15 protein-coding genes are annotated in these 19,667 nt (G+C 65.5%); 12 read left to right on the top strand and 3 right to left on the bottom strand.

What is annotated here, in order from left to right; genetic code table 11:
• Nucleotides 1-117: 117 nt before the first annotated feature.
• Entirely contained in the window at nt 118-780 is a 663-nt protein-coding gene (locus RM532_RS05975) for a TetR/AcrR family transcriptional regulator (protein ID WP_311652280.1), read from the bottom strand.
• 188 nt (nt 781-968) lie between these two features.
• Here RM532_RS05975 and RM532_RS05970 point away from each other — a divergent pair, with 188 nt between their 5' ends.
• From RM532_RS05970 to RM532_RS05935, 8 genes are all read left to right on the top strand, one after another.
• Nucleotides 969-3,467, top strand: a complete 2,499-nt coding sequence (locus RM532_RS05970; protein WP_311652279.1) for an acyl-CoA dehydrogenase — start codon at nt 969-971, stop codon at nt 3,465-3,467.
• Nucleotides 3,468-3,475: 8 nt separating this feature from the next.
• Complete coding sequence (locus RM532_RS05965; protein ID WP_311652278.1) at nt 3,476-4,738, top strand: serine hydrolase domain-containing protein; 1,263 nt, start codon at nt 3,476-3,478, stop codon at nt 4,736-4,738.
• On the top strand, nt 4,720-6,030 hold the full coding sequence (locus RM532_RS05960; RefSeq protein ID WP_311652277.1) for an esterase/lipase family protein: 1,311 nt from the start codon (nt 4,720-4,722) through the stop codon (nt 6,028-6,030). Before RM532_RS05965 ends, RM532_RS05960 begins: the two co-directional genes overlap by 19 nt.
• 120 nt (nt 6,031-6,150) lie before the next feature.
• Entirely contained in the window at nt 6,151-6,429 is a 279-nt protein-coding gene (locus RM532_RS05955) for an acyl-CoA-binding protein (RefSeq protein ID WP_311652276.1), read from the top strand.
• A 112-nt stretch (nt 6,430-6,541) separates the two neighbouring features.
• Complete coding sequence (locus RM532_RS05950; RefSeq protein ID WP_311652275.1) at nt 6,542-8,362, top strand: DAHL domain-containing protein; 1,821 nt, start codon at nt 6,542-6,544, stop codon at nt 8,360-8,362.
• Nucleotides 8,359-9,369, top strand: coding sequence for a response regulator (locus RM532_RS05945; protein WP_311652274.1), 1,011 nt, complete (start codon nt 8,359-8,361; stop codon nt 9,367-9,369). The genes RM532_RS05950 and RM532_RS05945 overlap by 4 nt, the downstream gene beginning before the upstream one ends.
• Before the next feature lie 11 nt (nt 9,370-9,380).
• Nucleotides 9,381-10,691, top strand: a complete 1,311-nt coding sequence (locus RM532_RS05940; protein ID WP_311652273.1) for an acyl-CoA dehydrogenase family protein — start codon at nt 9,381-9,383, stop codon at nt 10,689-10,691.
• Nucleotides 10,692-10,880: 189 nt separating this feature from the next.
• Nucleotides 10,881-12,086, top strand: a complete 1,206-nt coding sequence (locus RM532_RS05935) for an acyl-CoA dehydrogenase family protein (protein WP_311652271.1) — start codon at nt 10,881-10,883, stop codon at nt 12,084-12,086.
• A gap of 12 nt (nt 12,087-12,098) precedes the next feature.
• Here the strand turns inward: RM532_RS05935 and RM532_RS05930 are convergent, their stop codons facing one another.
• The gene (locus tag RM532_RS05930; protein ID WP_311652269.1) at nt 12,099-13,136 is read right to left on the bottom strand and encodes an AraC family transcriptional regulator; all 1,038 of its coding nucleotides are present in this window, start codon (nt 13,134-13,136) and stop codon (nt 12,099-12,101) included.
• A 123-nt stretch (nt 13,137-13,259) separates the two neighbouring features.
• On the opposite strand from RM532_RS05930, the gene RM532_RS05925 reads away from it, so the two are divergent.
• From RM532_RS05925 to RM532_RS05910, 4 genes are all read left to right on the top strand, one after another.
• Complete coding sequence (locus RM532_RS05925) at nt 13,260-14,864, top strand: flavin-containing monooxygenase (protein WP_311652267.1); 1,605 nt, start codon at nt 13,260-13,262, stop codon at nt 14,862-14,864.
• 106 nt (nt 14,865-14,970) lie between these two features.
• A complete protein-coding gene (locus tag RM532_RS05920; RefSeq protein WP_311652266.1) occupies nt 14,971-15,342 on the top strand; it encodes an EthD domain-containing protein in 372 nt (123 codons plus the stop codon).
• A gap of 88 nt (nt 15,343-15,430) precedes the next feature.
• A complete protein-coding gene (locus RM532_RS05915; protein WP_311652265.1) occupies nt 15,431-17,104 on the top strand; it encodes a flavin-containing monooxygenase in 1,674 nt (557 codons plus the stop codon).
• Between the two features lie 262 nt (nt 17,105-17,366).
• Complete coding sequence (locus RM532_RS05910; protein WP_311652264.1) at nt 17,367-17,609, top strand: hypothetical protein; 243 nt, start codon at nt 17,367-17,369, stop codon at nt 17,607-17,609.
• A gap of 596 nt (nt 17,610-18,205) precedes the next feature.
• Here RM532_RS05910 and RM532_RS05905 read toward each other — a convergent pair.
• Nucleotides 18,206-19,357, bottom strand: a complete 1,152-nt coding sequence (locus RM532_RS05905; RefSeq protein ID WP_311652263.1) for an OmpP1/FadL family transporter — start codon at nt 19,355-19,357, stop codon at nt 18,206-18,208.
• Between the last annotated feature and the right edge of the window lie 310 nt (nt 19,358-19,667).

Raw genomic sequence — 19,667 nt, 5'->3', positions numbered from 1 at the left:
GGCTCAAATCGACGGTCCGTGATCAGGCACGGCGTCAATTTGCGTCAGTCAGATGACCGTTTGATAAAGCCCGGACGACGTTTTCGTGACAGCGGCCGGGGCCGTAGGCGGCGCGGGTTAGCCGACTGGCGGCCAGTCCGTGCTGTATCGCTTGGTGCCGATGATCACCGCGCGGAAGATCAGCACCGCTTCGCGGGCCAGCCCACCGGCGTCCAGCCCGGTGTCCTCCACCAGCCATTCGGTGATCAGCTCGTTGACCACGCCCACCAGTGCCACCGCGGGGAAATGGTAGTCACGCTGTGGCAACTCACCGGCTTCCGCCAGATGCTGGGAGTAGTCGCGGATGATCGAGGCCAGATTGTGAATGGCCTCCCGGCGGTGGCTCTCCATCTCGCGGCTGACGCCGACCGATTCCATGCACATAACCCGCGCCCGGCGCGGATCGTTGAGCAGGTAGAGCACCGCCTGGCCGATGGCGTCCGACACCCGTTCGTGCAGGTCCCGGTCGGGGTTGTTCAGCGCCGTGGCCAGGACCGTGCCGGTGGCCGCCACCAGGTCGTCGAACACCGCCCGCAGCAGGGCTTCGCGACCATCGAACTGCTCGTAGAAGTGGCGGGTGGCCACGCTGCCGGTGGAGCAGATCAGCTCGATCGGCGCGTTGGCATAACCGCGCTCGCCGAACAGCGCCAGCCCGGCGTCGAGCAGGCGCTGGCGGCGCTCGCCGCGCAGCTGTTCCGGGGTGCGGCCGCGGTAACGGCGGCCGGCGGGCTTGGTGGTCATGGCCAAGGCTCGAACCTCATTCCGGGCACGTTTGACGGTCATGTTAGCGCAAACCGCAGCATAGGAAACCCACCTTTCCGGAAACTTGACAGTCCCGTCACGCTGGCGTAGGTTTTGAAAAGATTTCTTTCCTATGTTGCATCGCGGCACCCGGCTAGCCCAGCGTGACCCGCGACAGGAGTCGAAACATGATTGCTCTGGCCCTTGCGCTCGCGATTATCGTCCTCCACGGGACGCTGCTTTATCGCGGTGTATCGCTGCCGGTATTCACCGCCGTGACCGGCGGGCTGCTGGCGGCAGGCTATTTCGCCGGCCTGTACGGCACGCTCGGCGCCGGCATCGCCGCCGCCCTGTTCCTGCCGCCGGCGCTGCTGTTCAATCTGGTGCCGCTGCGCCGCACGGTGGTGTCGCGACCGCTCTACAAGGTCTTCCGCAGCGTGCTGCCGGAGATGAACCGTACCGAACGCGAGGCCCTTGAGGCCGGCGACGTGTGGTGGGAAGGCGAGATGTTTCGCGGCCGGCCGGACTGGTCGAAGCTGCTGGAATTCCCCTACACGACGCTGACCGACGAGGAACAGGCGTTCCTGGACGGCCCGACGCACGAGCTGTGCGCGATGATCGACGACTGGGAAGTCCACTTCGAACGCAAGGATCTGCCGCCGGAGGTCTGGCAGTTCATCCGCGACAATGGCTTCTTCGCCATGCTGATCCCCAAGTCGCACGGCGGTCTGGGCTTTTCCGCCTACGGCCAGTCCTGCGTGGTGGCCAAGATCGCCACCCGCAGCCTGACCGCGGCGGTGACCGTGATGGTGCCGAACTCGCTCGGGCCGGGCGAGCTGCTGGTGCATTACGGCACCAAGGCACAGCAGCAGAAGTGGCTGCCCGGCCTGGCCGCCGGCCACGAGATTCCCTGTTTCGCGCTGACCGGGCCGGAAGCCGGGTCGGACGCCACCGCCATGCCGGACACCGGCGTGGTGGAAACGCGCGTGGTCGACGGCGAAGAAGTGGTGGGCATCCGCCTGAACTTCTCCAAGCGCTACATCACCCTGGCCCCGGTGGCCACGCTGATGGGCCTGGCGTTCAAGCTGCAGGATCCGGACGGTCTGCTGGGTGATCCGGACAAGACCGACTATGGCATTAGCTGTGCGCTGATCCCCACCGACACCGACGGCATCGAGATCGGCCGCCGCCACTACCCCGGCGCGGCCTTCATGAACGGCCCGATCAAGGGCACCGACGTGTTCGTGCCGGTGGACGTCATCATTGGCGGGCCCGAACAGGCCGGCAACGGCTGGCGCATGCTGGTGGAGTGCCTGTCCGCCGGCCGCGGCATCTCCCTGCCGGCGCTGTCTACCGCCACCGGCAAGGGCATGTACGGCATCACCTCGGCGTACTCCAAGATCCGCCGCCAATTCGGCGTGGCCATCGGCAAGTTCGAGGGCATCCAGGAACCGCTGGGCCGCATCGGCGGCTACGCCTATTCGATGGAGGCCTGCCGCAATCTCACCGCCAGCGCGGTGGATCACTGCGCCCCGTCCATCGTCACCGCGATGATGAAGTACCACATGACGGAGATGATGCGCACCGTCATCACCGATGCCATGGATATCCACAGCGGCAAGACCATCATCATGGGGCCGCGCAACTACCTGGCCGCGGCCTACCAGGCCCTGCCGGTGGCGATCACCGTGGAAGGCGCCAACATCATGACGCGCAACCTCATGGTGTTCGGCCAGGGGGCGATCCGCTGCCATCCGTACGTGTTCGCGGAAATGGAAGCCGCCCGCCATGCCGACCCGAAGGCCGGCCTGCGCGATTTCGACAAGCTGCTGTTCGGCCACATCGGCTATTCCGTGAACCGCGGCGTGCGGGCCCTGGTGCTGGGCCTGACCAACGGCCGGCTGGCGAAGGCGCCGGTGGATGGCGAGACCGCCGGCTACTACCGCCAGCTGGAGCGCTACTCCGCGTCGCTGGCGTTCGCCTCCGACGTGGCCATGGGTGTGCTCGGCGGTTCGCTCAAACTGCGCGAACGCACCTCGGCGCGTCTGGGCGACATGCTCAGTCATCTGTACATGGCTTCGGCCACGCTGCGCTACGTGCACGAGCACGGGGAAAGCGAGGCCGACATGGCCCATGTGCGCTGGGTAATGGCCCATCACCTGGCCGAACTGGACAAGGCTCTATACGAGGTCATCCGCAACTTCCCGGTCAAGGCGGTACGGCCGATCCTCAAGCTGACCACCATGCCGCGCGGCCGGCAGTTCGACGGCCCCTCGGATGCCGACAACGCCGCCGTGTGCGACGTGATGCTGGACAGCGCCACCGACAGCGAACTCAATCAGCGCCTGCAGTACGACCTGTACATCGGCGGTGCCGACAACGGTCCCACCGGCCACATGCTGCGCACGTTGGAGAAGCTGCAGGAGATCGAGGCCGACTACGAACCGTTCCTCAAGGCGGTCAAGACCGGTCGGGTGCGTGGCGAGGATGTATCCGCCCAGCTCACCGATGCGGTCAATCAGGGCCTGATCAGCCAGGCGGCCGCCGACGGCATCCGCGAGTACGACGCCCTGCGTTACGAAGCCATCCTTACCGATGACTTCAGCCAGGATTACGTGCGCGAGCCGCTGGCCCATCCCCGCGACGAGCCCGGCCCGGGCGAGGCCCGCATCCGGGCGGTGTCCTGAGGCGCGCGATGACCCGCAGCCTGCTGGGAGCCGCGCTGGTCGACGTCCCCGAGGAGCTCGGGGACGTCACCGGCATCGATACCCGCACGGAGCGCCCGCCCGGCGCGGGCGGGCTGTCCGCGCGGGCGGTGGACGCCATCTGGGGTGCCACCGAGGACCTCTATCGCAGCGGCGCCTATCCGGCGATCACTCTCTGTCTGCGCCGCCAGGGTCAGATCGTACTCAATCGGTCGCTGGGCCACGCCCGCGGCAACGGTCCGATGAACAACGATCGCGAGCCGCGCCTGCTGGCCCGGCCGGATACCCCGGTCTGCCTGTTCTCGGCCTCCAAGGCGGTGACCGCCATTCTGGTTCACAAGCTGGCCGAGGAGGGCGGCATCCACCTCGATGAGCGGGTGTCGCACTACCTCCCGGAATTCGCCGCCGCCGGCAAGGGCGAGACCACCGTGGCCGAAGTCCTGGCCCATCGCGGCGGTTTCCCCATGTTCGATGTCGCGGGCGACGCCGCGCAGGTGGAAACCCTGCTCGACTGGGACCGCTGCATCGAGATGATCTGCGCGGCCAGGCCCACCTGGCGCGACGGCCCCCGCATGGCCTATCACGCCATCACTGGCGGCTTCATCCTGGGCGAGATCATCCAGCGGGTGACCGGGGCGCCGATCAGCGAGTACCTGGACACCCGTCTGCGCCGGCCGCTGGGCATGAAGACCTTCACCTACGGTCTGGAACCGGCGCTGCGCCCGAACGGTGCGCTCAACTACGCTGCCGGCCAGCCGGTGCGCTTCCCGCTGTCCGCGGTGGTGGCCCGGGCGCTGACGGTGCCCTTCGAGAAGGTGATCGAGGCCTCCAACACCGACGTCTTCATGGAGGCCGTGGTGCCGGCCGGCAATCTCTATGCCAGCGCCGAGGAACTGTCGCGCTTCTACCAGATGCTGCTCAACGGCGGCAGCTGGCAGGGCGAACAGGTACTGCAGGAAGCCACGGTGGCGCGTGCCGTACGGCCGGCCAACCGGCTGCAGTTCGACCACACGCTGAAGATTCCGATGCGCTATTCGGAAGGCCTGATGCTCGGCGCCAATCCGTTCGGGCTGTACGGGCCCATGACCGGGACTGCCTACGGCCACCTCGGGTTCATGAACATTCTCGGCTGGGCCGATCCGTCCCGCGACATCGCCGTCTCCCTGCTGGTCACCGGCAAGGCGGTGCTGGGCGGGCATCTGATCGCGCTCGGCGAACTCCTGACCACCATTGCATGGCAGTGCCGGAAATGAGTGATCGCTATACGCAGCATGTGAAGCCTCGCCGCCTGTCGGCCCAGGACTGGGCCCAGGGCGCCGTCCAGCTGTGGCGTGGGCTGTTCTTCGGCGTCACCGACATCGTCGAGGACGTGCACAGCTCGGTGCTGCGCACCATCGGTCGGGTCAACCCGATCGACCGGCAGCTGGTCGATCGCACCCAGCGGGTCTATCGCGGCGTGCGCGAAATCGGCGATGCCTCCTTCATCGTGGCCGACCAGGCCGTGGGTCTGGCCGGGGCGCTGGTGCCGGTGCGCCGCGGACTGGATCTGGGCCGCAGCCGGCTGGCCGTGATCTCGGCGCTCAATGGCGTGCTGGGTGACCGCATGGCGGCCGAGGGCAACCCGCTGGCCATCCGCATGGGGCTGCATCAAGCGGACGGCACCGAGGTCGAGATCGACCGCGACGGCCTGCGCCGGGCGCTGGGCAAGCCCCGCAAGCGTCTGGTGGTCCTGGTCCACGGCCTGGGCATGAACGATCAGCAGTGGCAGCGCCCCGGCGGCCCCGATCTGGGTGCCCGGCTGGTCGAGGAACACGGCTACAGCGCCCTCTACCTGCGCTACAACAGCGGCTGCCACATCTCCGAGAACGGCCGCGAGCTGGCCGCGCTGCTCGAGCGACTGGTGGAACGTTATCCCGCGAAACTCCAGCGGCTGGTGATCATCGGGCACAGCATGGGCGGGCTGGTGGCCCGCAGCGCCACTCACTATGGGCGCGAGGCCGGCTGCCGCTGGCCGTCCGAGCTCACCGAACTGGTATGCCTGGGCTCGCCGCATCTCGGCGCCCCGCTGGAGCGGCTGGGCAGCGCGTTCACCCACGCCCTGACCTGGACCCGGTTCACCGCGCCGTTCGCGCGCATTGGCAATGTCCGCAGCGCGGGCGTGAAGGACCTGCGCTACGGCTTTCTGGTGGACGAGGACTGGCGGGGGCGCGATCCCGACCATCCCGAGAAAATCACGCCGCGCAAGCTCAGGCCACTGGAAGGCACCCGCAACTATCTGGTGGCCGCCAGCCTGGGCCGCCGCCACGGCGACTTCGCCGACCGCTGGCTGGGCGACCTGCTGGTGCCCATCCGCAGCGCTACCGGCGCATCGCGCAAGCCCAGCCGTCGGCTGCACTTCAATGATGCCGACGGCCGCATTTTCTTCGGCATGAACCACTTCGAGATCATGAACCACCCGCAGGTCTACACCGCACTGTCCGAATGGCTGCACGGCAAGTCACGCGGCCGACTGCGGCAGCGCGTGAAGCAGGCCATGGGATCGTGATGTGCAATGCCGGCCTCGAGTCCGTGTAGGGCCGACGTCAGTCCGCCGGCCGAGCAGGACCGACAAACGAACAGCGTCGCGCGGATTTCGACCCGCTAGCCACAGGAGACATAACGCCCCATGTCCGATCTGGAACAACAGTTCAACGCGGCCGTCGACAAGGTGCGCAACGCCCCGACGGACGGTGACTTCAAGCCCAGCAATAACTACAAGCTGACCATGTATGCCCTGTACCGACAGGCGACCGACGGCGACGTGTCCGGCAAGCGGCCGGGTATGCTCAACGTGATCGAACGGGCGAAGTACGACGCCTGGGCCAAGCGCAAGGGGATGACTCGCGACCAGGCCATGCGGTCCTATGTGGACGAAGTGGACATGGTCGAAGCACAGTACGGCTAGGGGGCTGCGCCGGGGCACTACCGGTTTCCGTGACGCAGACCCCCGACGGCCCCGCCGGTTCCGTGCCGGTGCGATGGCTGAAAAACAATACGAACAAGAGGGGGGAGACAACATGCGGATCAAACCGCTTTTCATCGCGGGCCTGGCGGTGGCCGCGGTCGCCGGCCTGGCCGCGCTGGTGGTGGCCATTCGCGGGCTGGAAGCCGGCAACGAGGACGCGGTACGCGCCGAGTTCCGATCCCTGGAACGCCTCGACGCCCGTTTCAATGAAGAGGTTGCCCGCGCCCGGCTGATTGTCGACGTGCAGCGCGACGTGCTCTACGAACTGCTCGACGAGGTCGCCGCCCGCATGGACGATCTGGCCGCCGATACCGGGCCGCTGGCCGGCATCGCCCCGGCCATGGACTCGGCCCGTGCGGACTACATCGTCGCCATGCGCGAGAAAGTGGAACTGGGCCGCGAGTACGAGCGCCGCAACCTGCGGCTAGTTAATGCGCTGGCCCTGATCCCGAGCGTGTCCGACGAACTGCTGGCCCAGTTGCCGGTCACCGACGAATTCGATCCGGCGATCGACTTCGTCAACCGCTTCAACAAGGAAATCCTCGCCTACGGCATGCTGCCGAACCCGACCAACCTCGAGGCGGTCGAGGACATGCTCTACCGCGTGAGCCAGTCCGACATCGCGCTGCCGGATGGTGCGGGCACGCCGTTCCGGCGGCTGGCCTCGCTGGGCAACGCGGTGCTCAGCGACAAGCAGGTGGTGCAGACGGCGCTGGAAAAGCTGCTGGCGTTTCCGACCAACGAGCGTCTGGGCGAAATACAGACTGCGTATGCCGACGCCCGCGGTGCACGGCTGGCCGCGGCCCAGCAATACCGCTGGGCGCTGCTGGCCTATGCCGGTTTGTTGCTGCTGGGGCTGGCCTGGCTGGGCTGGCGGTTGCGCGCGAGCTACCGCAGCCTGGATACCGCCAACGATGCCTTGCGCGATGCCAACGTGGAACTGGAACAGCGGGTGGCCCGTCGCACCGAGCATCTGGAACAGGCGATGGCCGATCTGAAGTCGTCCCAGGCCCAGCTGGTCCAGTCCGAGAAGATGGCGTCGCTGGGCCAGATGGTTGCCGGCGTGTCGCACGAGATCAACACGCCGCTGGGTTACGTGCGCAGCAACAACGAGATCGTGTCCACCTCGATGCAGGAAGTGGCGATGCTGCTGACCTGCTATCGCGATGCCCTGGCCCTGCTTGATAACCCGGCGGCCGACTTCGAGGCCACCGCCCGCGCCCTGCAGGAGATGGAACAGCTGAAGGCCGAGCTGGAGCCCGACACCTTGCTGGAGGAGCTGCAGCAGCTGGTGGCCGACAATCACCACGGCCTGGCCCAGATCGGCGAGCTGGTGGCCAACCTCAAGGACTTCAGCCGCCTGGACCGGTCCCGCACCGAGTTCGTCGACCTCAACGACGGCCTGGATGCCGCGCTCAACATCTGCCAGGGCCAGCTCAAGCACCGCATCGAGGTGGTGCGCGACTATGGCGAACTGCCCGAGATCGAGTGTGCGCCCTCGCAGGTCAACCAGGTGTTTCTCAACCTGATCACCAACGCCGGGCAGGCCATGGGCGACGCCGGCCGACTGACGCTGATCACCCGCCACGAAGGCGACCGCGTGCTGGTGCGCATCCGGGACACCGGCGCCGGCATGGATGAAGCCACCAGGTCGCAGATATTCGACCCCTTCTTCACCACCAAACCGCTGGGCGAGGGCACCGGCCTGGGGCTGGCGATCGTCTACCGCATCGTCAACGAACACGGCGGCCGCATCGTCGCCGCCTCGGTGCCCGGGCGGGGCACGGAATTCACGGTCATGCTGCCGTTGCGTCAGGCGCAGGCCGCGGACACGGCCGAGCCGGTCGGCGTGGCCGAGGAGATGTCGGCATGAGCGAGCTGGATCCCGATACCCCGCAAGCCCCGGCCCTCGGGTCCCGGCCCCGCGTGCTGTTCGTTGACGACGAGCCGCGCATCCTCACCAGCCTGCGCATGCTCTGCCGGCGCCGCTACAATGTGCGCATCGCCGAGGGCGGCGAGGCGGCGTTGGCGGTGCTGCGCGAGCATCCGGTGGATGTGCTGGTCAGCGACCAGCGCATGCCCGGCATGACCGGTTTCGAACTACTGCGCGAGGCCCGGACGATCCAGCCCGGCGCCATGCGCCTGCTGCTGACTGGCTACGCCGATCTCAACGCCATCATCGGCTCGATCAACGAAGGCGAGATTTTCCGTTTCATCAGCAAACCCTGGGTCAACGACGAACTGCTTGCCATTATCGACGAGGCCGCCGCGGCTGCCGCTGCCGCACCGGTACCGGCGGCGCCCGCGGCCTCGACGCCGGCGGATATCACGGATGCCGATGCCGATATGCCGGCGGACACCGGACCGTCCGAGGCGGCCGGGCCCGGCGTGTTGGTGCTGGATCCGTCGCCGGCCCGCCGCGCCGAAATGGCCGGCGTGCTCGGCGGCAACTACCGCGTGATCGAGGCCGCCGATCTGGACACCGCCGTGGAACGGCTGCAGAGCGAGGATATAGGCGTGCTGATTTCCGACGTGCGGGTGGAGAACACGCGCATCGTCGAACTGCTGGGTCTGCTCAAGACCCACGCGCCCAATCTGGTATCCATCATCGTCACCGAGCGGGCCGACGCCCACGACGCCATTGACCTGATCAACCGCAGCCAGGTCTACCGCTTCCTGGTCCGGCCGCTGCGCCAGACCATGTGCCGCATCAGCGTGCGTTCCGCGCTGGAACGGCATCACACGCTGCGACAGAACCCGGAACAGACGCGACGCTACGCCGCCCGGCCGGTCACCGAAGAACCCGTCGGCCTGGGCCGCGGCCTGATCGATCGCATACGCCGCATGCGCCAGCGGCTACAGCCCGGGGCATCCGCCTGACAGGAGACGACATGAATCTAAATCCCACTGGTTTCGGCCTGGCCGTGCTGCGGCGCGTGGCGGCCAATCCCTGGTTGCAGCGCACTGGCCTGGGGCCGCGTTTCGACCGACTCGTCTACCACGGCAGCCGGGCCGGCTTCGCCGCCGCCACCGCCGGCAACCGCGCGTTCAAGGCCGCGCGTTCGCTGTCCGCGCCAGGCCGGCCGCCGGGTGCTGGTCCCGCCGGCGTGTTCGACCTGACGCCCACCGACGACCAGGCCATGCTGCGGGAAGCGGCGGCCCGTTTCGCCGGGGAACGCCTGCGCAGTGCCGCTGCCAACGCGGACGAGGCCTGCGCGGCCCCGACCGAACTGCTGGACGAGGCCGCCGGCCTGGGGCTGGCCTCGTTGTCGGTACCGGAGTCACTGGACGGCGCCGGCGCCGAGCATTCGGCGGTCACCGGCGCCTTGATTGCCGAGGCCCTGGCGCACGGCGACATGGGCCTGGCCGTGGCCTGCCTGGCCCCGGTGAGTGCCGCCAACGCCCTGCTGCGCTGGGGCACAGCCGAACAGCAGGCGGCCTACCTCGCCCCGTTTGCCGGCGAGCAGCCCCCGGTCGCTGCCATCGCCGTGGCTGAACCCCGGACGCTGTTCGACCCGTTGACCCCGGCCACTACCGCGACGGCGCAGGGCGACGAGGTCCGGCTCGACGGCATCAAGACGCTGGTACCCCGGGCGGCGGATGCCGAGTTCTTTCTGGTGACGGCGGCCGCAGCCGATGGCGGAATCGGCGTCTACATCGCCGAACGCGATACGCCGGGGCTGTCGATTGACGTCGAACCGGCCATGGGCCTGCGCGCCGCCGGCACCGGCCGGCTGACGCTGACCGACGCCCGGGTGCCGGCCGGCAATCAGCTGGGTGGTGATGCCGGTTGCGACGTCCGTGAACTAATCGCCCTGTCGCGCCTGGCCTGGTGTGCCCTGGCTGCCGGCACCGGCCAAGCTGTGCTGGACTACGTCACCGACTACGCCAACGACCGCCAGGCCTTCGGCGAACCCATCAGCCACCGGCAGGCCGTGGCCTTTGCCATCGCCGACATGGCCATCGAACTGGAAGGCCTGCGTCTGGCCGCCTGGCGCGCCGCCGCCCTGGCCGACGCCGGCAAACCGTTCACGAAGGAAGCCGCCATCGCCCATCGGCTGGCCGGCCGCCACGGCATGGCCATCGGCAGCTGGGGCGTGCAATTGCTCGGCGGCCACGGCTTCGTCAAGGAACACCCGGTGGAGCGCTGGTACCGCGACCTGCGGGCGGTCGGCGTGATGCACGGCGGGGCGTGTCTTTAAGACGTTTTTATCCGCAGATTACGCAGATATTGCACAGACTATTCTGAAGGGAATTTCGTAGAGATACGGCGATGGATCGTCTACGGATTAAGCCGTTATCCGGCTGATGCGAGAAACGTTCTTTCTTCTGTTGAATCTGCGTATTCGGCGAAATCTGCGGATCCTTCTTCTTACTTCGAGCAGAAAACCATGATCAATCTCGAAAATCCCAGACGCTATCGCGGCCTCGTTGACCAGGCCCACCAGGTGGCCCGGGAAATGTTCCGCCCCATCTCGCGCAAGTACGATCGCGCCGAGCATGAGTATCCGAAGGAACTGGATACCCTGGCCGCGCTACTGGACGGCATGAACGACAGTGGCGGCGAAGGCGCCGGGGCCGGCAAGCTCAGCCAGGAAAAGTCTGCCGACGGCAGCGTGGTCAACGGCCGCAACATGTCGGCGGTGCTGGGCATGATCGAACTGTGCTGGGGTGACGTCGGCCTGGCCCTGTCATTGCCGCGGCAGGGGCTGGGCAACGCCGCGATCTCCGCCGTGGCCAACGAGGAACAGGCCGAACGCTTCGAGGGCTGCTGGGCGGCCATGGCCATCACCGAGCCGGGCGCCGGGTCGGACTCGGCCGCCATCCGCACCCGCGCGGTCGAGGATGGCGACGACTACGTGCTAAACGGCGAGAAAATCTACGTCACCGCCGGTGGCCGCTGCGACACCGTGGTGGTCTGGGCCACGCTGGACCCCGCGGCCGGGCGTGCGGCGATCAAGTCGTTTGTTGTGCCCAAGGGCACGCCGGGCATGGACGTGGTGCGGCTGGACCACAAGCTGGGCATCCGCGCCTCGGACACCGCCACCATCCAATTCACCGACTGCCGGGTGCCCAAGGAAAACCTGCTGGGGTCGCCCGAGATCGACACCAAGCGTTCCTTCGCCGGGGCAATGAAGACCTTCGACAATACTCGTCCGCTGGTCGCCGCCATGGCTATCGGTTTGGCCCGCGCCAGCCTGGAGGAAACCCGGCGGCTGCTGGAAGCGGCCGGGGTCGAGATCGACTATGACCGCCCCGCCCAGTCCCAGGCCGCCGCCGCGGCTGCCTTCATCGACATGGAGGCCGAGTACGAAGCCGCCCGCCTGCTCACCCTGCAGGCCGCCTGGATGGCCGACAACAGCCAGCCCAACTCCCTGCAGGCCTCGATGGCCAAGGCCAAGGCCGGCCGTGTGGGCACCAGCGTGTCGCTGGGCTGCCTGGAGCTGGTAGGCCCCGCCGCCTACACGGAAGACACCCTGCTGGAGAAATGGGCCCGTGACGCCAAGATCCTGGATATCTTCGAAGGCACCCAGCAGATCCAGCTGCTGATCGTGGCGCGCCGGCTGCTGGGCAAGACGTCGAGCGAGCTCAAGTAGCACGACGACGCACTAGCGTGCCGTGAGCGAAGGCGTCTCGTGCCGGGCGTCCCACTGCGCCCGCATGTCGCGCGCGGAGCGGCCGTGCCAGCGCCGGAATGAGCGGCTGAAGGCAGTGATGTCGCCATAGTCGAGGCAATCCGCGATCTGGCCGATGCTCATGCTGGAATGCAGCAGGTATTTCAGAGCCAGTTCCGCACGCACGGCATCCTTGATGTTCTTGAAGCTTTGCCCATGCTGCTGCAGGTGTGCCTGAAGGGTTCGCGGGGCCATCCCCATGGCGAGGCTGACGTTGCCGATGGTGCAGGGGGCGAACGGCAGCAGCCGGCGGATGATGACCTCCACCTGGGCTGGCAGATCCCCGCCGAGCGTTGCTCCTTCATGACGCAGCACCGCCCGTACCAGCGTACGGACGTGCGTGGCGCTGCCGCGCAGGGGCTGCACGAGCGTCGTATCGTCCAAAAGCAGGGCATTGCGGTCCTGGTCGAAGCGCAGGTCGTGGCCGAACAGGCGGCGATGCAGGTTCAGATCCGCTGGGGCGGCGTGCCGGAACAGCACCGCCCGTGGCATCCATCCCGGCGGGCAATGGGTGCGGATCTCATTGCAGCAGGTGGCCATCGCGAACTCGGCCATCTGCACCTCGCTTTCGGTCTGGCCGAGGGTGGCCGTCCAGTTGAGCAGGCCGCCGCCGGGGACGGGCTCGAAGGTGATGCGCGCGGCGCTGGTGTAGAGGTCGAAATTGTGCGCGAAGTCCGTGCACATCTGTGCCACCGTGCGGGCGTTGCGCAGCAGAATCCACAGCGGCCCGATCACCGTGGCCAGCCGTACGCTGTAGGCCAGGCGCAGACCCCAGCTCGGATCGTCGCAGGCAGCCGCCGCCAGCTCGAACAACCGCAGCACCGAACGGGCGGGGACCATCATGTCGGGATCGTTCAGGGCCGAAACGGGCACGCCCGCCCGTGGTGCCAATTCGGCAGGGTTCACGCCGTGGGCGCGAATCACGGCATCAGCCCCCACCAGGATGGCGCTGGAAACGAACGAACCGGACATGACGCACCTGTCGGGATTGTATGCGTCTAATGCAAACTAATCCGCGCGTAATGTCAACTGCCGTGGCAGTGTCGTTGCTAACGTGGCTGGATACAACAATCAGATTAGCGAGAGGAGAAAACAATGGCCGAGTCGCAGCGCGTGGATGCCGTCATAATTGGCGCCGGGGTCGCCGGCCTGTACCAGTTGTACCGCTTGCGCGAGCAGGGTCTGCACGTGCGGGTGTTCGATGCCGCCAGCGAGGTAGGCGGCACGTGGTACTGGAACCGTTATCCGGGTGCCCGGACTGATTCGCTGTCGCACGAGTATCAGTACTGGTTCTCGGACGAATTGCTGGATGAGTGGAACTGGCAGGAGCGCTTCCCCAGCCAGTCGGAGATCGAGCGTTACCTGAATCATGTGGCCGATCGCTTCGACCTGCGCCGGGACATCACGTTCAACACCCGTGTTGATGCGGCCCACTGGGACGAGGCTACCGGCCAATGGAAAATCTCGACCGACACCGGCGAAACCGTGGCCGCGCGATTCCTGATCACCTGCCTCGGCCCGCTGTCGGCGCCGCTGGTACCGCCGTTCGAAGGGCACGAGACCTTCACCGGGGAAATCGTCCATACGGCAAGATGGCCGCGGGAGGGGGTGGACCTGGCCGGAAAGCGGGTCGGTGTGATCGGCACCGGCGCCACCGGTATCCAGGTGATCCAGACCATTGCCGCCGAGGTCGAGCATCTCACCGTTTTCCAGCGCACGGCCAACTACGCCCTGCCCATGCACAACCCGACCTATGACGACAACGACCGGGCCGCCCTTCGGGCCCGCTATCCCGCCATCCGGTCGCAGGTGCACCACACATTCGCCGGGTTCAGCGAGGACCTGGACGAACGCGATGCCGCTGATCTGTCCCCCGAGGAGCGGCGGCATACGCTGGAACGCCTGTACGAGGATGGCTCCCTGAAGCTCTGGATCGGCGGCTTCAAGGAGGTGTTCTTCGACGAGGCCATCAACGAGGAAATCTCGGAGTTCGTCCGCGAGCGCATCCGCGCCCGTATCGACGATCCCGCCATGGCGGAAAAGCTAGTGCCGACCGACCACGGTTTCGGCACCCGCCGCGTGCCGCTGGAGACCAATTATTTCGAAGCCTACAACCGTGACAACGTGGACCTCGTTGACATCAAGGCAGCGCCCATCGAGTGCTTCACCGAGGCCGGCATCCGCACCGCGGACACCGAATACCCGCTGGACGTCATCATTCTGGCCACCGGCTTCGATGCCGGTACCGGCGGGCTGACCGGCTTCGACATCCGTGGCCGGGATGGCGTGGCCCTTGCCGACCAGTGGTCGCAGGAGATCCGCACCACCATGGGCCTGCAGATCCACGGCTATCCCAACCTGTTCACCACCTCGGCGCCGTTCGCACCGGCTTCGGCATTCTGCAACGCGCCCACCTGCCTGCAGCAGCAGGTGGACTGGATCGCCGACTGCATCGCCTATCTCGAGCGGCAGGGCCGCCGCACCATCGAGCCCACGCCGGAAATGGAACAGTCGTGGATCGACCACCACGACGAACTCGCGGCCATGACCCTCATCCCCCGTACCAAGTCCTGGTACACGGGCGCCAATGTGGCGGGCAAGCAGCAGCGCCTGCTCGGTTACATTGGCGGTGTCAACGCCTATGGTCAGGCTTGCGAAGACCTCAAGGCCAAGGGATACGAGGGCTTTGCTATCGCATGAAGTTTTGACGGGGCGTCATTCTTCGAGCGTCGCCGCTGGCGTCATTGTCAGGGGCCAGTGCTGAGCATCATGCTGAAACCACTGATTCCCAGGGCAGGAGAACATCATGATCAAGCTCGTCTACATCTGTCACCGTCGATCCGATTTCACCCCGGAAGCGTTCTACGATCGCTGGCTCAACGTGCATGGTCCGCTGGTTAAAAGTGTGGCCGAGCAGATTGGTGCCCGCCGCTATGTGCAGAGCCACAAGCTGGATACATCGGTCAACGAGCAACTGCGCGAAGCTCGTGGCATGGCGGAACCCTATGACGGCATTACCGAAGTCTGGTGGGACAGCATGGATGACCTCATCCGCGCGGCGGAAACCGAGGAAGGCCAGGCGGCGATGCAGCGCCTGGTCGAGGACGAGGCCGAGTTTCTCGACCTCAGCAAGTCCTACATCTTCATGACCGAGGAGCACACGATTTTCGAGTTTTAACCCGTAGGCCGAAAACTCGGGGATCGTTCCAGGGTGATCTTGCGATGTGGCAGCGAAGCCGGACTTCCTGGCTTGTCGTCGATAGCGGTTGCAACGCACGCTGACATACTTATTACGTATCAGGAGGAGCGCCATGTCCAGCGAATCTATCGCCCGGAAACTATCAGCAGCCACCGACGTCGACGCGGTGGTGATCGGTGCCGGCTTTTCCGGGTTGTACACCGTCTATAAGTTGAGGGAGCTGGGCTTCACGCTGCGCGCGTTCGAGCAGGGTGATGGTGTCGGCGGCACCTGGTACTGGAACCGTTATCCCGGCGCCGGCTCGGATTCCGAGAGCTGGGTCTACTGCTTTTCATTCTCGCGGGAACTGGAACAGGAGTGGAACTGGAGCTGCCGCTTTCCGCCGCAGCCGGAAATCCTGAGCTACCTGGAGTACGTGGCCGAGCGCTTCGACCTCCACTCCGCATTCGATTTCGAGACACGTGTTACCAGTGCCCGCTACGATGAAACCGCTGGCCACTGGGTTGTCGAAACTGATCACGGCGAGACGGTGACGGCCGAGTTTGTCATCACCGCCGTCGGGTGTCTGTCCGCCACGCAGGTTCCCGAGATTCCGGGGCGCGATTCGTTTGCCGGCAACTGGTATCACACGGGCCAGTGGCCCAAGGCGGGGGTAAACTTCACGGGGCAACGCGTCGGCGTGATCGGTACCGGATCCAGCGGCATCCAGTGTATTCCCGTCATCGCCGAGCAGGCAGACCACCTCACTGTTTTCCAACGCACGCCCCAGTTCAGCGTGCCGGCGGGCAATGTGCCACTGACAGACGAGCAACGCGAAACGCTCAAGCGCAACATCCGGGAAATCAGGGAGAATTGTCGATGGGCGACGATTGGGCAGCCCTATGATTTGAAGGATCATGGCGTGTTGGACGTCAGCGAGGAAGAACGCCGCCGCCAGTTCGAGGCCGACTGGGCCAAGGGCGGTTTCGAATGGATGTTCGGCAGCTACAACGATCTGCTGTTCGACAAGCAGGCCAACGACATCGCCGCCGACTTCGTGCGTGAAAAAATCCGGGACAAGGTCGACGATCCGGAAACGGCGCGCAAGCTCATACCCACGGGCTATCCCATCGGCACCAAGCGCCTGCCGCTCGATCAGGGGTATTTCGAAACCTACAACCGCGACAACGTCGACCTCATCGACGTGCGGGAAGAACCGATCGTGGAAATCGTGCCGGCGGGTATCCGCACCGAGAGCAGAACCGTCGAGCTCGACACCATCGTGTTCGCCACCGGCTTCGATGCCATGACCCGGCCCCTCACCCGTATCGACTTCCGTGGCCGGTCCGGCGTCAAGCTGGAAGAAAAATGGGCGCACGGTCCGCAGACCTATCTGGGTGTGGCCATGGCCGACTTCCCCAACCTGTTCATGATTACCGGCCCCGGCAGTCCGTCGGTGCTCGGCAACATGCCGACCTCGATCGAACAGCACGTCGAGTGGATTACCGATTGCATGGCCCATATGCGGGAGATTGGCGCTAAGACCATTGAACCGACTGTTACGGCCGAGCAGGAATGGGGCGAGCACGTTGGCGAACTTGCGGACGCCACTCTGTTCCCGCAGGCGGATTCCTGGTACATGGGTGCGAACATACCCGGCAAGCCGCGCGTTTTCCTGCCCTATATCGGCGGGTTCGGGAACTACCGGAAGCTTTGCGCCGATATCGCCGAGAATGGCTACGAAGGCTTTTCGATCTCCTGAGGATGCGCGGCTGCCAGGCGAAGAAGGATGTGGTGTGGCTCGGCATGTACGGCAATGCCGGCGCCATGGCGATTGAGGGTGGCGCGGCACCCCCAGACCTGCCGGCACATGTGTCAGTACGACACAACAAAATCCGGGTCATGAACGGTCAAACAAGGGTTTCAGCGCCTCTGGGAGCTGGCACGAGGGTTGCAACCTGCTAATTACGGCACGCGATCAATCTCGAAGCGCCGTGTCGCTCATTTGAAACGATAGGTTCTTTATGCAGACCCTCAGCAAGATCCGCAATCTGTTCTTTGCCATGATGGCAATGGTCACCATGGCGTTCGCCGGCACCGCTGCTGCCGACGCCACATCGGGTTCCACGGCCGTACAGGATCAGCCGCAGGCCGCTCAGGCTGCCTACAAGGCTGGCGGCGGCGACGACCAGGACGGCGACGACGACTGGAACCAGACTGGCGGCGGGGATGACGGTGAAGATGACGACGGAGGCGGCGACTGGTAACAGGGCTGCTCTCCTTCATCATTTCCTGATTGCCGGTGGCTGGCGTCTCCCTCTTCCCCCCGGGCGCTGGTCACCGGCTTTTCATTTACTGCAGCGGTTTGCCGGTTGCCAGGCAATCCGATTACTCCCCCACACCTGCTGTTCAGGCGTAGTTGTCGTCGGCAGCTATAATCCGCCCTGATCCCCCGTCCGTCGCGCAGCTTCCCGACGTTCCCCCGCGACCGCGCTGAACACGGTTTCGCCCAGGTCATTGCGAGCGCCGAAGGCGCGCGGTAATCTCGCCCCGTCGGGTAGCCCTAACAGCACTGACATGGCGAGTCGCTGCTGCCGTCCCCGCCTGTCGATATCGTGCGCCTATGGCAGCTATTCGTCAGCCGCCAGGTACTGTCCGCCGGCCGAGACGCCGCGGATGGCCCCGTTGCAAGTATCTTGGCTCAACCCGGTGCCGTTATAAGACCTGAGCCAGAAGTCTTTTGATCGGCTATCACGCGCCGCCGCATCCATCCGGTCAGGTCGCAGGATATTGGAAAAACACGGGTAATGGAGGACAGCGATATCCCCCTTGCCTCGCTTATGAATTTGCGATTGATCCGGCTTCACCGATGCCAGGTAATCCGGACGCCCGCCATTATGTCGGTGTTGCCGCCGTAGTTACCCGGGGTCACCGGGTTCTGCGAGGCAGTCACGCTACGTTCTGACAGGTCAGCGTAGCCGCCAATGAATCCCAGGCTCAGCGTCTCGTAGCGAATCTCGTAGCCAGCCATCAGCATCAGGTCTCGATTGTCGAACAGATACGGCCGCAACGAGGAGTCCTCGATCATCCACGATTCGTAGCTAAAGCTCACCCGAAGCCACGAGTCGGGCACGACCTCGTGCTCCAGACCGAGTCCCCAGCGGATTCGATTCTTGGTATCCGCGATGAATGGCTGGTTCAGGGCCGCGGTGTTCTCGAACTCGACGTCGCCGCGCTCGAAGTCGTTATAGTCGGTCCACTTGAGCTGCGCCATCACTCGTGTCTTGTCGCTCCATTGGTAGGCCGCGCCCGCGGTCACGTTCTGCGGCGTGTGCAGGTCATGCTCCACGTTTTCGCGTTGCCCACCAACGGTGCCATCACCGTCCATATCCACGAGCCCAGTGCTTTGGTAGGTCAGCCCCAGCGACAATGTGTCGGAAACATCGTAGACCAGGCCCAGCGAGCCAACGATGCCAAAGCCGTCGATGTCGAAGTCGACGTCGCCGGCCGGGGTCGGGGTTTCCAGCGACTGCTTACCGTAGCGCGGCGTGATCTGGAACCCGAAGCGCAGATCGTCGGTGATCGCCCGGCCCATGTTGAACCCCAGATTGAGCACCATAAGCTTGCCGACGTAGGGCGAGGTCTGCCCGTTGCTCGGGTCGGAAGCGAAGTCGAAGGCGGTGCCCACCGAGCCGTAGGTGCCAACGCCCATGTGCCAGCCATTCCACTCGCCCAGGCCGTACCAGAAGTTCAGGAGGAGCGGCGTCTCACTGCTGGTGGAGCGATAGCCGCGAGAGTCGTCGGTGTAGCGCGCGGTAAAGTTCATCGCTGCAAGCGCCAGCATCGTCTGGCTGCTTGGCGCACCTACAACCCCGGCCGGATTGACATACTGAGCGCTACCGGCGTCCTCGGGAGAGGCAACCGTATTGCCGGATAGGTCCGCGTCACGGCCGGCCGTATGCGGTGCCACGATGAACGTGGCATGCACTGATGACGCGATCAGAAGCAGCGGCATCCACGACGTCCACTTTAGAAGCTGCATTATATTGTGTCCCCCGAATCGAAGCTGGGTGAAAATCAATCTGGGCTGAGCGCGAAAATCTCCCCAGCCAGAATTTGATCCTGCCATCCCATGAGCGCTGTCGCCCCCCCCCAAAAAGAGGGGCTTTTACATCGCCCGCGAACTCTTCCTTTTGGTTAGGCCGATTAATGCTCCAGCTTGGATATCGCGGTCCTGCTTTACCGTGCCGGGCCAGCAACAGCTCACAGGGATGGTTATCTGGCCGAACCGAGAACTCCGGGCTGTTGTCTGGCATAGACCAGAT

This window comes from Spectribacter hydrogenoxidans (assembly GCF_031846275.1).
GTDB classification, from domain to species: Bacteria; Pseudomonadota; Gammaproteobacteria; order Nevskiales; family Salinisphaeraceae; genus Spectribacter; species Spectribacter hydrogenoxidans.
Note: the sequence above shows the minus strand (reverse complement) of the source record. Positions and strands in the feature narration are given on the sequence as shown.

Bases quoted from the DNA above. Each gene is read 5' to 3' on its own strand.
- RM532_RS05905 (WP_311652263.1), bottom strand. From the start codon at position 19,357: ATGCCGCTGCTTCTGATCGCGTCATCAGTGCATGCCACGTTCATCGTG.
- RM532_RS05950 (WP_311652275.1), top strand. From the start codon at position 6,542: ATGCGGATCAAACCGCTTTTCATCGCGGGCCTGGCGGTGGCCGCGGTC.
- RM532_RS05925 (WP_311652267.1), top strand. From the start codon at position 13,260: ATGGCCGAGTCGCAGCGCGTGGATGCCGTCATAATTGGCGCCGGGGTC.
- RM532_RS05955 (WP_311652276.1), top strand. From the start codon at position 6,151: ATGTCCGATCTGGAACAACAGTTCAACGCGGCCGTCGACAAGGTGCGC.
- RM532_RS05965 (WP_311652278.1), top strand. From the start codon at position 3,476: ATGACCCGCAGCCTGCTGGGAGCCGCGCTGGTCGACGTCCCCGAGGAG.
- RM532_RS05910 (WP_311652264.1), top strand. From the start codon at position 17,367: ATGCAGACCCTCAGCAAGATCCGCAATCTGTTCTTTGCCATGATGGCA.
- RM532_RS05940 (WP_311652273.1), top strand. From the start codon at position 9,381: ATGAATCTAAATCCCACTGGTTTCGGCCTGGCCGTGCTGCGGCGCGTG.
- RM532_RS05920 (WP_311652266.1), top strand. From the start codon at position 14,971: ATGATCAAGCTCGTCTACATCTGTCACCGTCGATCCGATTTCACCCCG.
- RM532_RS05970 (WP_311652279.1), top strand. From the start codon at position 969: ATGATTGCTCTGGCCCTTGCGCTCGCGATTATCGTCCTCCACGGGACG.
- RM532_RS05975 (WP_311652280.1), bottom strand. From the start codon at position 780: ATGACCACCAAGCCCGCCGGCCGCCGTTACCGCGGCCGCACCCCGGAA.
- RM532_RS05960 (WP_311652277.1), top strand. From the start codon at position 4,720: ATGGCAGTGCCGGAAATGAGTGATCGCTATACGCAGCATGTGAAGCCT.
- RM532_RS05945 (WP_311652274.1), top strand. From the start codon at position 8,359: ATGAGCGAGCTGGATCCCGATACCCCGCAAGCCCCGGCCCTCGGGTCC.
- RM532_RS05935 (WP_311652271.1), top strand. From the start codon at position 10,881: ATGATCAATCTCGAAAATCCCAGACGCTATCGCGGCCTCGTTGACCAG.
- RM532_RS05930 (WP_311652269.1), bottom strand. From the start codon at position 13,136: ATGTCCGGTTCGTTCGTTTCCAGCGCCATCCTGGTGGGGGCTGATGCC.